Below are 14,235 nucleotides of genomic sequence, written 5' to 3' on the forward strand. Positions count from 1 at the left end.
CATAGTATTTAGCTAAAAATATTGAAACCGTTTTCTTTCTTTGTAAAAAAAGTGCCGGAATAACGAGTATCCCGGCGCATCTTTTTATTTTGTGTATGCATCCCAAACGACTGTTCTTAAGACTTCTAAAAATTCAGGGTCAGCATTTGGCATTGGAGGTCGGTGGTAAGCTGCACCAACTTCATCTGTTACTACTTTACATTCATAATCATTATCATAAAGTACTTCTAAATGTTCTGCGACAAAACCAACTGGCGTATAAATAAAATGTTTGTATTTTTCTCGGCCATGAAGTTCTCTTGTTAAATCTTGTACATCAGGTCCAAGCCAAGGTTCCCCGGTTTTCCCTTCACTTTGCCAACCTAGCGCATAATGAGGTACTGCTACTTTATCAAAAATTAAATCCGCTGTTTCTTGAAGTTGGTCTGGATACGGATCGTTATGTTGTTTAATTTTCTCTGGTAAACTGTGTGCGGAAACAATTAACACAGTGTCTATTAATTCGTCTGCTGGAATTTGTTTAGCTGTTTCATTAATTCTATCAGCCCACATTTGAATGAATTTTGGTTGTTTATACCAATCATTAATTGCTTGAATATGAATACCGCCCATTTTATCAGCAGCATCTTTTGCTCTTTTGTTATATGCTTCTACACTAAAACTGGAATAATGAGGCGCTAAAACGATGGAAATAGCTTCTTCTATACCATCTTTATGCATTGCTTCAACCGCGTCCTCAATGAATGGTTCGATGTGTTTTAAACCGATATACGCTTTAAATTCTACTTCATCTTGTGCGTCGTTTAATGCTTTTTCTAGTCCATAGGCTTGTGCTTCGGTGATTTTCGCTAGTGGTGAAAGACCTCCGATAGCGTGGTATCTTCCGCGCAAATCTGCAATCATTTCTTCACTTGGCTTATGTCCGTGACGAATATCTGTGTAGTAACGTTCAATATCTTCGTCTTTATACGGAGTCCCGTATGCCATTACAAGTAAACCTACTTTTTTAGTCATTTTTCATCATCCTTTTTTTAATAGAATTTCGCTTCTTTCGTGGATGTACTTAGTTAATTTTTTTAGCATTTCTGGTGGTACTTCTGGAAAAACACCGTGTCCTAAGTTGAAAATGTATCCTGGTTCTAGTATACCTTCTTGCAAAATTCGTTCCGTTTCTGCTAGACATTTTTCTGGTGCAAGAAGTGTGGATGGGTCTAGATTTCCTTGAATTGCTTTTGTTGGTACTTTTTGTCTAGCAGTTGTAATCGTTTCACGCCAATCTACACCGACTACATCTAGTGGCATTGTTTCCCACTCTGCTAAAAGATGACTTGCCCCAACCGCTTGCATAATAATCGGTGTTGTTGGATGAACAGCTTTCACTTCTTTAACGATCATTTCAATGACAGGTCGGATGTACTGCGCATAATCCGCACGGCTAAGTGCTCCTACCCAAGAATCAAACAATTGAACAGCAGAAGCCCCGGCATTAATTTGCGCTATTAAATAATTCGCAGTCATTCGTCCAAGTTTTTCCATTAAAATTGCCCAAACTTCTGGTTCACGGTACATAAAACTTTTTGTTTGGTGATAATTTTTCGATGGACCACCTTCTATCATATAACTTGCAAGCGTGAAAGGTGCTCCAGCAAATCCAATTAAAGGTACATCTAACATATCATCAGCTAGTAATTTTATCGTATCAAGCACATAAGGCACTTCAATTTCCGGTTTAAAAATCGTCAGTTTCTCGACATCTTGGAAAGTTCTAATTGGATTATGTATGACTGGACCAACGCCTGACTTAATCTCTACATCTACTCCCATCCCCGGAAGTGGTGTCATAATATCTTTATATAAAATTGCTGCATCGACTCCGTATTGATCTACTGGTAATTTAGTAACATAAGCACATATTTCTGGCTGATGAGTAATTTCAAATAGCGAATATTTTTCTTTTAATTTACGATATTCTGGTTGAGATCTCCCTGCTTGTCTCATGTACCAAACCGGAATTCGGTCCACTTGTTCTTTTCGCGCTGCTTTTAAAAATAAATCGTTCGTTATTTTTGTCATTGAGTCGCTTCCCTTCTTTGTTCATTTACACACAATAGGCAACAGAACAATAAATAACTTCTCCAGATAAAAGGATACTAGAAATCTTGTATAAAACCAAACAAATTGCCTATCTACTGTTTCAATTATGAAAAACGTGGAAAACAAAGGTGTAATCATTTATCTTAATTGAATAAAACTGAAAGAAGGACTTATCATGAAAAAAGTATTTATCACAACTGGAACAGAACATTATCTTCGTCAACTAATGGAAAACTATATTGGCGAGAATGTGACACTTCTGCAAAACTTTTCGCAATCTCTTTTGTATCAAGAGTCAACTGGAGAAAAACTTTTCCAAGAAGGTAAAGAGTATCGAGTTTTACAAAGTAGTGGTTCTTTAAAAGGTTTTGGAATTGTTGTGTTTGAATATATTCAACTTCGCGATGAAGAGATTCCGATTTTCTTACAAATGTATCAACATGCTAGCTTACATTTTAGTGAAACACCTGGGTTACAAAGCACCAAACTTACCAAAGCGATGAATACAAATCAGTTTTTAATTGTTTCTTTTTGGGATTCTGAAGTTTTCTTTCAAGAATGGAAAAAAACTCCTTTACACAAAGAAATTACAAACATCATGAAAAAAAATAATACGCAAGTTGGTTTCTCACATGAAGATATTTATCATTATCCAGAATTCTCACATGATGCTAAATAGGAAAAAGCGATTTGGACCAAAAATCCAAATCGCTTTTTTTATTCGTACATTTTTTTCATTCTGATTGGAGCATAAAGGAAAGTAAAAATCGCTACAAAAGCTAAATTTATTCCTAATATCACCATCCCGCCGATTGTTCCATTTTGGGCAATTCCAATAAGGCTAAAGAGTATTGCTTGGCCAAGTAGTAAAATTCGTAAAAAGTGAATAAAACTACGGTGGCGATAAGCATCATCAATCGGATAAAGACGTAACATAATTTGTGCATCATAATGTTTTAGCATCGGGATAAATTGAAAGCCAGTTAAATATAAGAATAACAATGAAAAAATAATATTCAAATAAAATCCTTGCACAAAAACGAGCAGAATAACAGCAATTACAGTGAGCCTAACGTAAAGTCCGATGTATTCATTCGTTCTTACAAAAGTGCGGCTAAACAAATAAGCAAACGTTTTTCTTTTCGCATAAGGAATTGGCTGATATAAGAAATCAAGATAGTTCCGTCTACGAACCGTCCCTCGTAAGTGTGGTACATCCGTAAATAAATTAACCAAACGATAGAAACGATTCATTCGCGCTTCTTCTTTATCTACTAAATATTCCCATCTAAGCGTCACTTTAGAAGTTTTCTTCTTAATCCAGTAATAACTCGCTAAAATTACAACTAGAACAAGCGGAATCGAAATAAAAGGCGCAGAAATTAACGAAATATAAATTAAAATAGCATTTACAATAACGCGAACAAACATCCATGTCGTATCAGCATCTTCCAATTTCATACTTTCAAAGCCAAAATAAATATTCCAAGCTTTAAGTAAAGCAAGCACGATAAATAATGTAAAGAACTGGCTATAAGGTATTCCTGTCACTTCTACATACATAGGCATACAAATACCGAGAACGATTACGAATACATACAATTGCATAAAGAAACTGGCTATTTTTGCTTGAGAAAAATAAGCATCCATTGCTTTTTCTTGAACGATTAAGTAAACTACGTCCGGTTTTTGTAGGAGCGTTGCGACTGGGCTAATTGCAATAGAAGCTGTAAGTAAAATAACCATCAGCGGAATAACTGGGAAACTCGGCTCAAGCGTTTTCACCCAACCTGCGTAATAAAAAATACCGGCACCAAGCCCAATGATAAGAACAAACAGCAGATGATCATTAAACATATAACGGAGATAGCGCATTACTTCTGTAGTATAAGCGCTAAAACGTTCCTTCCAGAGCGCTTTACTGTCAAATATCATCTTCATCAGCTTCCTCTTCCTTTGTCAACTGGATGTAAATTTCATCAAGTGAAGCTCCTGGCATTTCAAAGTTCGTTTGTAAATCTTTCAAAGTACCTTCTGCGCGAATTTCACCTTGATGAATAATGATAAAAGTATCGCAATATTTTTCAGCTGTCGCCAAAATATGCGTTGACATTAAAATACTTGCTCCCTCACTTCGCATTTCATCCATCCAATTAAGTAGTGACTGGATTCCAAGTGGATCAAGCCCAACAAAAGGTTCGTCAATAATATATAATTTAGGCTCAATTAAAAAAGCCGACATAATCATTACTTTCTGTTTCATCCCTTTAGAAAAATGCGCTGGAAACCAATTCAATTTTTTCTCTAAGCGAAATTCTTTTAAAAGTGGGGGCATTCTTTCTTGTAATTCTTCTTGTGAAAGACCATAAGCCATTCCGGTTAATTCTAGATGTTCTTTTAATGTTAATTCTTCATATAATACCGGGGTTTCTGGGATATAAGAAAATTGCTTTCTATATGTTTCTGTATCTTCCACTAATTGGTGACCGTTGATTTTAATTGTCCCTTGTTTTGGATGCATTAAGCCAGTTATGTGTTTAATGGTTGTACTTTTTCCTGCTCCATTTAGGCCGATTAATCCAACAATTTGTTTTTCTTCAATCGCAAATGAAATATCTTTTAGGACTGGTCGCTTTGTATACCCGCCCGTCAGGTGTTCTACTTCTACTAAAGCCATTTCCATACCTCCTTACGTATCTTTAGTTAATAATAGCATATTCATCCCTTGAACTGTCAAAATAATCCATTGTTCACTATCTCATACATGCTTTTGACTCGTTTTTATGTTAAATTAAAGTAGTACATAATTAATATGTTGTGAAAGGTGGTCATACTTAATGGACGATTGCATTTTCTGCAAGATAGTTCGCGGTGAAATCCCTTCTGCCAAAGTGTATGAAGATGATGAAGTATACGCATTCCTTGATTTAGGACAAGTCACAGAAGGTCATACACTCGTAATTCCTAAAAAACATGCTAGGAACACATTCGATTTACCTGAAGAGACGGCTGCTGAATTATTCCGCCGCGTGCCAAAAATCGCGCGAGCTTTAAAAGAAGCTTTACCGCTACAGGGATTAAATATTTTAAATAATAATGAAGAAGTAGCTTACCAATCTGTTTTTCATTGTCATATCCATTTAATACCAAGGTATAGCAAATCAGACGACTTTGGGTTAAAATGGAAAGATAACGCAGACTGGTATACACAAGAACGTTACCAAGAAATTGCTGAACTTATCGCAGCAAAAGTAGACTAAAATGACTTTATGGATGGAGTGGAGTATAAATGAATAAAAAATCACTTATTTTTGGTATTTTAGCTGGTGGGGCAATTGGAGCCGCAGCCTCGGTATTATTTGCTCCAAAATCCGGCAATGAACTTCGAAAAGATATTGTTGCTAAATCAGGTGAAGCAAGTGTCATTTTAAAAGAACTAGCATACAATGCAAATGAACTTATTCAATCCGTTCAAGTTCTTGGCACAGAAGGCTCAACACTACTTAAAGATGTTTCTTCAGACATTATGGAATCTGTTTCTAAGTGGAACGAGGAAATGGAACCTGAAAAGAAACGCTTAAAAGACGAAATTAAAGATATGCAAAAAACAATTTCTGATTTAGAAAAAACACTCAAAAAAGATAATAAATAAGTATAAAAACTGGGCGCTTGCTCAGTTTTTTTCTGTGCTTAAAATCACCTTCATAAAAACGTCAAAATTAGGCAATTATTTATTAAAAAAAGGGTTGAATTTTATTCCAATTGAGCATACAATACTATGGTGCCTTCTGACGGAGCACTATTTTAGCTTTAACTGGAGGAAAGTTTACAATGCGCTGCTTAAAATCAATCAACACAGAGCGACGAGATGAGTTTAATCGACTTTTCCTAAAAGGTATCCTTGTTTGGCTAGCTGCCGTATGTATTTGTTTTTTAACACAACATTTAATGTACCCCGGCCAACTTACAAATGATTATCAATTCATGAGCTTTTTGGGTATTGTTTTAATTTATCCGATTCATAAGTTGCTTCATATTATTGGGTGCTTTAAATATCGCGAAGGTACAGTCATTCAGTGGCGTATCCATTTCTTTATTCTTCCCTGTATAAAATTAAATATTAAACGGATAATTCCAAAATGGCATTACATCTTTTCATTAATTTTGCCTTTTGTCGTTATCACTACTATTCTAATCACTTTAATGCTTATAACTCCAATTGGGCACTCGGGAATGTTCCTAATTTTATTATCTGTCCACTTTGGAATGAGCTTTTCTGATTTTACTCACATTAAAAAACTATGGAAAATGCCAAAGAATTGTTTTGTAGAAAGTGCAGAACGTGGCTTTTCGATTTTAATTTCTGACTAAACCATAAGAATATCATTAAATTTCTTTCATCTTTTCTTTTTATCTTTAATTTATGTTATGATAGTTATTGTGTTAAGCGGGAATTATTCCAACAACTAAGGAGTGTGTTTTATTTAATGAAGAAGAAATTAATTCTTGGACTTGTCATGATGATGGCATTGTTCAGTCTAGCAGCGTGTGGTGGCGGCGGTAATGTCGTTAAGACTGATTCTGGCGACGTAACGCAAGATGAGCTTTACGACGCAATGAAAGATAAATATGGTTCTGAGTTTGTACAACAACTTACTTTCGAAAAAATCCTTGGTGATAAATACAAAGTAAGCGACGAAGATGTTGATAAAAAATTCAAAGAGTACAAATCCCAATACGGCGATCAATTCTCTGCAGTTTTAGCTCAAAGTGGCTTAACTGAGAAATCATTCAAAAGCCAACTTAAGTACAACTTGTTAGTTCAAAAAGCAACTGAAGCTAATGCTGATACTAGCGATAAAGCACTTAAAGAGTACTACAAAACTTGGCAACCAGATATTACTGTAAGCCATATTCTAGTAGCTGATGAAAACAAAGCCAAAGAAGTTGAACAAAAACTTAAAGACGGCGCAAAATTTGCTGATTTAGCAAAAGAATATTCTACAGATACTGCTACTAAAGAAAACGGTGGCCAATTAGCACCATTTGGTTCTGGTAAAATGGATCCTGCATTTGAAAAAGCAGCTTATGCCCTTAAAAACAAAGGCGACATCAGCGCTCCAGTAAAAACTCAATATGGATACCACATCATCCAAATGGACAAACCAGCTACAAAAACAACTTTTGATAAAGATAAAAAAGCTGTTAAAGAAGCTTACCTTGCATCCCAATTAACTACAGAAAACATGCAAAAAACGCTTAAAAAAGAATACAAAGATGCTAACGTAAAAGTTGAAGACAAAGACTTGAAAGATGCTTTCAAAGATTTTGACGGTTCTGCTTCAAAAGATTCATCTAAATAAGTAAATAAAAACACGATTGGAACTAGTTTCCAATCGTGTTTTTTTATATAGAAAAGCTGTTCAGTTACGCTACCTGAACAGCTTTTCTGTTATTCAAAAGTTGGATTATAAAAGGAACGATTATCTAACCCAAATACTCTTTCACTAAATTCGCCTGGTTTGGTATGTTTTAATACTTTGTCCATCATATTTAGCGAAGCATCCATTAAATCAATTTGATGTAAAATTTCAGCTTCACGAACTAGTGGAGGTTTCGGACTTCCCCACTCGCCTTTACCATGATGAGACAACAGTACGTGTTTTAAGACAACTACTTCTTCTCCATCAATCGATAGCTCTTCAGCAATTTTACTTACTTCCTCAACGACGATAGAAATATGTCCAATCAAATTACCTTCAAGTGTATAAGTGGTCGAAACTGGTCCAGAAAGTTCAATTACTTTTCCTAAATCATGTAAAATAACACCAGCATAAAGTAGGTCGCGATTAACTGTCGGATATAAATCAGCCACTGATTTAGCTAAACGCAACATGGAAACCACGTGGAAACTTAATCCCGAAACAAATTCATGGTGATGGCGCATCGCAGCTGGATAATCATAAAAATCATCTTGATATTTTTTTAGTAAAGCTCGCGTAATTCGTTGCAAGTTTGCATTTTTCATTTCGAAAATATATTGGGTTATTTCGTCAGCCATTTCGTCTTTATTAATAGGTGCTGTCTCCATAAATTCACTAGCGCTAACGCCATCAAGTGGTGATGCTTGTCTGATTTGGCGGATTTTCAATTGCTTTCTTCCACGATAATTTTGAATATCTCCCATAAGGTGAACAATTTGCTGCACCCCGTAATTGACTTCATCGCTTTCTTTTACATCCCAAAGTTTTGCTTCTAATTCACCTGATTTATCTTGTAAAACAAGGCTTAAAAATGGTTTTCCATTACTTGCTGTTCCTTTTACACTTGATTTAATTAGCAAGAATAGCTCAACTGTTTCTCCAACTTCATAGTCTAATAATCTTTTTTCCATTGTATCGCCTTCTTTCTTTCTGTAGTAAGAAGTTTCTCCAACCATTATAGCACGCGTATGTCTTCACTGGAAAAATATTTGCGAGTTTCTTGATGACATGTGAAAAAAATTACCTGATTTGTGCTTTTTCTTTTTTGGAGCAACTGCATCATTTGCACCATTCTAGCCGAGTCAAAATGAACAAAACCATCATCAATAATTATAGGTAATGGAAAATCTTTATGAATAACATCAATTAAGGCAAAACGGATTGCCAAATACAGTTGTTCTTTTGTTGCTTGACTCAATTCTTCTGGGAAAAATGAAATGACTTCTTTACTCTCGACTTGAATCCGGTTCTCTTGTAAGTACACTTTTGTGTAATTCCCATTCGTTAAATGGTTGAAATAGTCAGTTGCTAAAGCTAATGTTTTTGGTAATTTTCCTTCTTGCAAACTCCGCATAGTTTCTTGAAGTATTTGAAGTGCTAGTTTAGTTTCTGTCCATTCCCGAGTCATTTGTTGTAATTTGCTTTTTTCTGAATAGAAGTCTTGCATGAGTACAGCAAACGTTCCACCCTCTTCAAGTGTTGCTATTTCATGATTTTTTGCAGCCAATGAGGCATGAATATTTTCTTGCTCTAATTCTATTTTTCGCAGTTTTTCTTCTAGTTGAAGCTCTTTTTCTTTAATGACTTCTTGCGCTGAAAAATGACTTAATGCTAGTCGCTTATCTGGTTCAAGTTGCGCTTCTAGTAGAATTAAACGTTCGCGCCATTGCTGTTCTTGTTTTACTCGCATTGCTGCTACACGGAATTCGTCTTCATTATTTACTTTGGCTTGTTCTAATAAGTCCGCTTTTTCCTTTTTAACAAGTAGTAGATCTTGTTTTACTAAATTTAATTGCATTGTAACTTGTTCCATTTTTTCTGCGAGTTTGGCGTTTTCGGTCAAATTATTTCGGTAATATAGCAAACCTTGGCGTAAGAAAGATATTTTTTCTTCAATATTAGCCGATTCTATAGGTGCATCTAGTTTTTCTAATCTGAGCTGGTATGAGTGTTGTTTTTCTGCTAATGGTTCTAATTTCAATGTCAGTTCTGCAGCTAATTGATTTTTTTCGCTATGTTCTTTGTAGGTTTGAACTATAGCCTCCCAGTTTTCATCTGGAAGTTCATTAATCGCTAACGTATCAAATAAATGGTTTAGTTCTGATTGATAGTCGTATTGTGATTTGATTATTCTGCTTTGGCGTTCTTCTAATTGTGCTATTTGTGAAGCAATAATGTCCATTTCGCTCAGTAATTGTTGCCATTCTTGCCTGATTTTTTGCTGTTCTAAAAACGCTAAAATTTGTTGATTGCTAGTTGGCGCGGGTGTTTTAGTAAGAACTAATAAATAAACAGATATAAGAGCCGCTAGAAAAACAACAGCAACGCTCCAAATCGATTGGAAAATCACTAAAACTACTAAAGCTGCAAGAAAAATAGCAACAGCTACAATCGATTTAGTTACGGGTGTTTTTTCTTTTGAATTTATTTTTTCTTTTTCTTGTTGGAATCTTTTATTGTCCCACATATTTGTTTCTATTTTATCGATCTTTTGTTGCAATTTTTCTTCTGATTCTTGAGTAAGCTTTAATTCTAATTGAATATCATGCTGTTGTTGTTTGTTTAATTGCTCGAGTTCTTTTATTCGAAGTACTTTTTGATCTAGCTCTTTTGTCCATTTCATTGGTGTTTGTTTAGCATCTGTTTGATAGTACTTGATCTCTTTTTCTAAACTTTTTTGTTGTAATTCGCGCTCATTATAAGCACCATAAGTTTCGATTAAATAGGTTATTTCTGCTTCGTTTTCAGCAAAAAAAGCAGTATGTTCGAAATTATTTTTGTTAATCAAGTTTTTTTGGCGTTCTTCTAATTGAATTAATTGATTTTGCCATTCTTTTTCTCTTAGTTGCAAATGTTCCAAACGGATAATACCATCTGGTGGAAAAGTAGCTTCGGTTAAAGGTACTGCTTTTTCGCTTAGTGCCTTCCATTCTTGGTAAATGGGCCATAAATCTAGCAAGGTATTTAGTGTATCTAGTTCGACACGAATAGCGGTTTTTTCTTCTTGTAATTCAGTTTGTCTTGCTTTTTCTTCTTCTTTTCCAACCAAAAGCAACTCATATTTTGCATTTTGTTTTTTTGCTTCTTGAAACGCTAATTGGCTATCTTTTACTTTTTTGAGTTGTTGATTGATTGCAGGATTTCTTCCGCTTGGTTTAAAAAGAGCTTCCAATTTTTTTTGTAATATTTCAGCCGTTTTTAAAAGTGCATCTGATCCTGTTGTACCTGTGGCAAGCAAATATCGCTCAAATTCTTTTTTCTTCCATTGATGAATATTTTGTAATCCATGAATATCAAAAGAGAAAATAGCTTCAAACGTATTACGGTCGATTTCTCCAATAATTTCCGTTAATTTTTCTTCTCCAGCTACCTGGCCATCTCCGTAATAAATACGTACATCTCCAGTAGCTTTTCCTTTTAAACGTTCGACAATCACTTTACCCATAGGTGTATCCTCGAGCGTCAATCTCCCACCATAAGGTCCGCCGTTTTTAGGTTCCATACGTGGAATAGATTGTTGTCTAGTTGGGAAACCAAATAAAATACTATGTATAAAAGCCATAATAGTCGATTTTCCAGCTTCATTTTCTCCAAAAATAACTTGAAAATCCGAAATATGATTAAAATGAGCATCGGACCATTTGCCATAACCAACTATATCAATGGACGTTATTCTCATTTCTCATCACCTTCCACTTCTTTAAGCACCGTTCCTAGTTCTGTCAAAGCTGCGTCTAACATTAACTGCCGATCTTCTTCTGATAAATCGTCTAAATATCTACTCACACCACTTTCAAAATATAGAGCCTCCACAGTTTGATAAAAAGCTGATTCATCTTGTAACTTTTCGAAAACTTGAGTTATTTCTTTGCTCGCTAAATGTTGCTCATGCCAGTTCTTTAAATCGCTTTGGTTTGTCAGTTCTATTGTGAGTTTATGAACCCAAACAAAGGTGCTTCCCGTTAAGTCTGTTTCTTCTTGAAGCATTTGTAGCCAGTCAGTTGTATTTATTTTTTGTTTATTGGCCATTTGAACAATAACATGCAGAAAAAAGGAATTACTCTGACCTTGGTATGTAGCTAAAAGTTTTGTGACTTCCCGGTAAAAAGTATTGAGTTCGCTATTTTCAGGCAAGGTAATGATTACTTCTTCCCAAATAATAGGGCTGGTTGCTATGAAATCAATGGTCGTATTTGACGCCGATAATGTGACAATACTCGCTCCTTTTTCGCCTGACTCTTTGCGGTTCCGTCCTTGAATATTTCCCGGGTAATAAACGCTTGGTGATTCTGCTAACAATTGGCGTTTATGGATGTGTCCGAGCGCCCAGTAATCAAATCCTTTTTTAGTGATTTCCTGAATACGAAATGGTGCATAAACGTCATGGTCTTCACTGCTGGATAGTTCAGAACCATGTAAAAGCCCGATATGAAAATCTGCCTCTCCTTGTTTATTATATTCGTTTACACGGCTAGCACGAATGTGACGTTCTCCGTAACTAAATCCATAAATATGAACAATTGCTCCATTCTTTGTTTCTATGGCAGCCATTTCAACTTGTTCTGAAAAAACATGGACATTTCCAGGTAATTGAAGTTTTTCCTTATGTTTCTCTATAAAATCATGATTTCCGTGAATAATGAATGCTTTTATCCCAGCTTGCTCTAATCGCTTCATTTCTTTTGAAAAACGAGCTTGAGCACGGACACTTTGATCTTCACTATCATAAATATCTCCTGCAATTAATACAAATTCCACCGCTTCTTTTATTGCTACAGTTATAATGCGTTCCAACGATTGAAATGTGCTTTCTTGTACGGCAGAAAAAAGTGGTTGTGGTAATGTCGAAAGCCCAATGAAAGGACTATCCAGATGCAAATCTGCTATGTGTAAAAATTTGATTTCTTTCATGACTTTCGCCTCCTTAAAAAACCGAATATACGTTCTTATTATACCTTACTATCTTTTTACGTACAAGCATTTCAAATAAAAAAATGGTTCTACTATTTGCTAAATAAATAACAAATAATAGAACCACTTCGATTAATGAAAATTAGTCGTTTGCTACGTTATATAGGTCTTGTAATGGCGTCATAATAATGCGATTTAGATCATTAATAATTGTGCTCATTGCTTGCTCTTTTTCCATTAATTTAACGATTAGTTCATTTTCTTGAACTTCTTGCGCTACTTGTTGTGCAACATTTACTGTTTCGTCGTCAATTTCTTGACCAGTCATTTGTTTTTCTTGGATTGTTACTTGAACATCACGGAAACGTTCGAATTTTGCTTTTGCATCCGCATTTTCGTTCACTTCACGGTATGCATCTTGTAAGCTGATGAATTCAGGTGTTTCACGAATTCCTTTGTCTAAATCATGTGCTACATCATAAATATTAACTGCCATTGATAAATCCTCCAAATATCTGTATTTGTCACTTCTGTTTCACTATAACAAAAAGTCGCATGTTATTCCAGTATAAAAGAACTAAATCCACATCGCGAGTATTCCTTGAATGATTCCGATAAATCCTCCTAAAATCCCGCCTAAATAGGTTATCATTTTTAATTCTCTACCGGAAATCTCTACAACAAGCTTTTCAATTTCAGGTAATGAAAAAGTCGCTATTTGTGTTTCCACAAGTTTTGCTAAGTCCATTCGCTCCACTATTCCTGCACTATGAGTCGCTACAAAATCAAGCATTCGCTCTACTGCAAAAGGAATCATTTTTTCTGTAATGGCGGCTTCATAATTGCGTAGTATGCCTTGAATGGGTTGGTTAAATAGTTTTTCATGTGGAACAGCTTGAATAATTTCTGAAGTAAGCTGCCCTGCCAAATGTGCTTGTTTTTCTGTTGGGATAAGTTCTTGTAGCTCTTTTGCTTCAAAATTATGCCATTCAGTTGTTAGCAATTGGTTGATGATATTTTTAGTGTCTTCTTGGTTAATAAGTTTTAAGCCCTCTTGTTGAATTTTTTCTGAGAAACTATCGATATTGATGAACATTCTCGCCATGCTGCCCATTTTCCCATGTTCTTCAAAGAATTTTTGAAGCATTTGTTTAATCTGAATTTTGCCTGCTTCACTCGCTATAAAAACACTCATTTTACTCGTTATTCTTTCTGTTACATGAGGGAGTTTTTTGGTTAGTTCGTTTTCTAGCATAGAAGGAATTAACTCGCTCATTTGTGTTGATTGTTTTGTTGTTAAAAAGCGACTAATTTCAATCTCTAGCGTTCTTTCTAACCATGAAATAGAGCGAACTTCTGCATTTTCGTATCCTAAGTGGTGCAGTAATTCGTTCGTCGTTGTTTCTAATTTCATTTTTTCATGAAACATTTTTGTGATGGTTTCTGTTACTTCTTTTTGTAAATTCTCATCCAATAGTCTCGCGCGAATGGCATCCTCTGTTAGTAAATGACTTACCACTACTTTTCCAATATGTTCTGCAAGTTCATCGCGTCTTTTCGGAATTAGACCTGGTGTAAATGGTAAACGTTTATTAAATAGGTAAACGGCTTTGTACGGACGAAAGAGCATTCGGATAGCGATATAATTCGTCATCGCCCCAATAAATCCGCCAATCACTGCCATTAAAAGTATCGTAAATAATACTGACATGTTTTGCATCTCCTAATATTTGTCTAGTAAAAGTGG

14 protein-coding genes are annotated in these 14,235 nt (G+C 35.2%); 5 read left to right on the top strand and 9 right to left on the bottom strand.

Annotated elements, in window-relative coordinates; translation table 11 throughout:
* Positions 1 to 84: 84 nt before the first annotated feature.
* A complete protein-coding gene (gene hemH / locus AC4PG8_RS09310; RefSeq protein ID WP_070753812.1) occupies positions 85 to 1,014 on the bottom strand; it encodes a ferrochelatase in 930 nt (309 codons plus the stop codon).
* 6 nt (positions 1,015 to 1,020) lie between these two features.
* Positions 1,021 to 2,073 carry a uroporphyrinogen decarboxylase gene (gene hemE / locus AC4PG8_RS09315; RefSeq protein ID WP_160464409.1) on the bottom strand — a complete coding sequence of 351 codons (1,053 nt, stop codon included), beginning with the start codon at positions 2,071 to 2,073 and terminating at the stop codon, positions 1,021 to 1,023.
* A gap of 196 nt (positions 2,074 to 2,269) precedes the next feature.
* On the opposite strand from hemE, the gene AC4PG8_RS09320 reads away from it, so the two are divergent.
* Positions 2,270 to 2,773, top strand: a complete 504-nt coding sequence (locus AC4PG8_RS09320; RefSeq protein WP_003763556.1) for an antibiotic biosynthesis monooxygenase family protein — start codon at positions 2,270 to 2,272, stop codon at positions 2,771 to 2,773.
* A 38-nt stretch (positions 2,774 to 2,811) separates the two neighbouring features.
* Here AC4PG8_RS09320 and AC4PG8_RS09325 read toward each other — a convergent pair whose 3' ends face one another.
* Both AC4PG8_RS09325 and AC4PG8_RS09330 read right to left on the bottom strand, forming a co-directional pair.
* Positions 2,812 to 4,035, bottom strand: coding sequence for an ABC transporter permease (locus AC4PG8_RS09325; RefSeq protein WP_003769835.1), 1,224 nt, complete (start codon positions 4,033 to 4,035; stop codon positions 2,812 to 2,814).
* Complete coding sequence (locus AC4PG8_RS09330) at positions 4,019 to 4,771, bottom strand: ABC transporter ATP-binding protein (protein WP_003763559.1); 753 nt, start codon at positions 4,769 to 4,771, stop codon at positions 4,019 to 4,021. Before AC4PG8_RS09330 ends, AC4PG8_RS09325 begins: the two co-directional genes overlap by 17 nt.
* 160 nt (positions 4,772 to 4,931) lie before the next feature.
* Here AC4PG8_RS09330 and AC4PG8_RS09335 point away from each other — a divergent pair, with 160 nt between their 5' ends.
* From AC4PG8_RS09335 to prsA2, 4 genes are all read left to right on the top strand, one after another.
* On the top strand, positions 4,932 to 5,354 hold the full coding sequence (locus AC4PG8_RS09335) for an HIT family protein (RefSeq protein ID WP_003763560.1): 423 nt from the start codon (positions 4,932 to 4,934) through the stop codon (positions 5,352 to 5,354).
* A 29-nt stretch (positions 5,355 to 5,383) separates the two neighbouring features.
* The gene (locus tag AC4PG8_RS09340) at positions 5,384 to 5,746 is read left to right on the top strand and encodes a YtxH domain-containing protein (RefSeq protein ID WP_003720598.1); all 363 of its coding nucleotides are present in this window, start codon (positions 5,384 to 5,386) and stop codon (positions 5,744 to 5,746) included.
* A gap of 179 nt (positions 5,747 to 5,925) precedes the next feature.
* Complete coding sequence (locus tag AC4PG8_RS09345; protein ID WP_003763561.1) at positions 5,926 to 6,465, top strand: DUF3267 domain-containing protein; 540 nt, start codon at positions 5,926 to 5,928, stop codon at positions 6,463 to 6,465.
* 116 nt (positions 6,466 to 6,581) lie between these two features.
* The gene (gene prsA2, locus AC4PG8_RS09350; RefSeq protein ID WP_003769842.1) at positions 6,582 to 7,457 is read left to right on the top strand and encodes a post-translocation chaperone PrsA2; all 876 of its coding nucleotides are present in this window, start codon (positions 6,582 to 6,584) and stop codon (positions 7,455 to 7,457) included.
* A gap of 89 nt (positions 7,458 to 7,546) precedes the next feature.
* Here prsA2 and yhaM read toward each other — a convergent pair whose 3' ends face one another.
* The 5 genes from yhaM to AC4PG8_RS09375 all read right to left on the bottom strand — a co-directional run bounded on the left by yhaM (position 7,547) and on the right by AC4PG8_RS09375 (position 14,199).
* Positions 7,547 to 8,488, bottom strand: a complete 942-nt coding sequence (gene yhaM, locus AC4PG8_RS09355) for a 3'-5' exoribonuclease YhaM (RefSeq protein WP_070753877.1) — start codon at positions 8,486 to 8,488, stop codon at positions 7,547 to 7,549.
* Between the two features lie 44 nt (positions 8,489 to 8,532).
* A complete protein-coding gene (locus tag AC4PG8_RS09360; RefSeq protein WP_492170283.1) occupies positions 8,533 to 11,256 on the bottom strand; it encodes an ATP-binding protein in 2,724 nt (907 codons plus the stop codon).
* On the bottom strand, positions 11,253 to 12,488 hold the full coding sequence (locus tag AC4PG8_RS09365) for a metallophosphoesterase family protein (protein WP_492170284.1): 1,236 nt from the start codon (positions 12,486 to 12,488) through the stop codon (positions 11,253 to 11,255). Before AC4PG8_RS09365 ends, AC4PG8_RS09360 begins: the two co-directional genes overlap by 4 nt.
* Before the next feature lie 142 nt (positions 12,489 to 12,630).
* Positions 12,631 to 12,984: a YlbF/YmcA family competence regulator gene (locus tag AC4PG8_RS09370; RefSeq protein ID WP_003763567.1), complete on the bottom strand. Its 354-nt coding sequence runs from the start codon at positions 12,982 to 12,984 to the stop codon at positions 12,631 to 12,633.
* Between the two features lie 81 nt (positions 12,985 to 13,065).
* Positions 13,066 to 14,199, bottom strand: coding sequence for a DUF445 domain-containing protein (locus tag AC4PG8_RS09375; protein ID WP_492170285.1), 1,134 nt, complete (start codon positions 14,197 to 14,199; stop codon positions 13,066 to 13,068).
* Positions 14,200 to 14,235: the final 36 nt, after the last annotated feature.

It is taken from the genome of Listeria sp. MAN/IMW/UF555 (genome assembly GCF_058684075.1).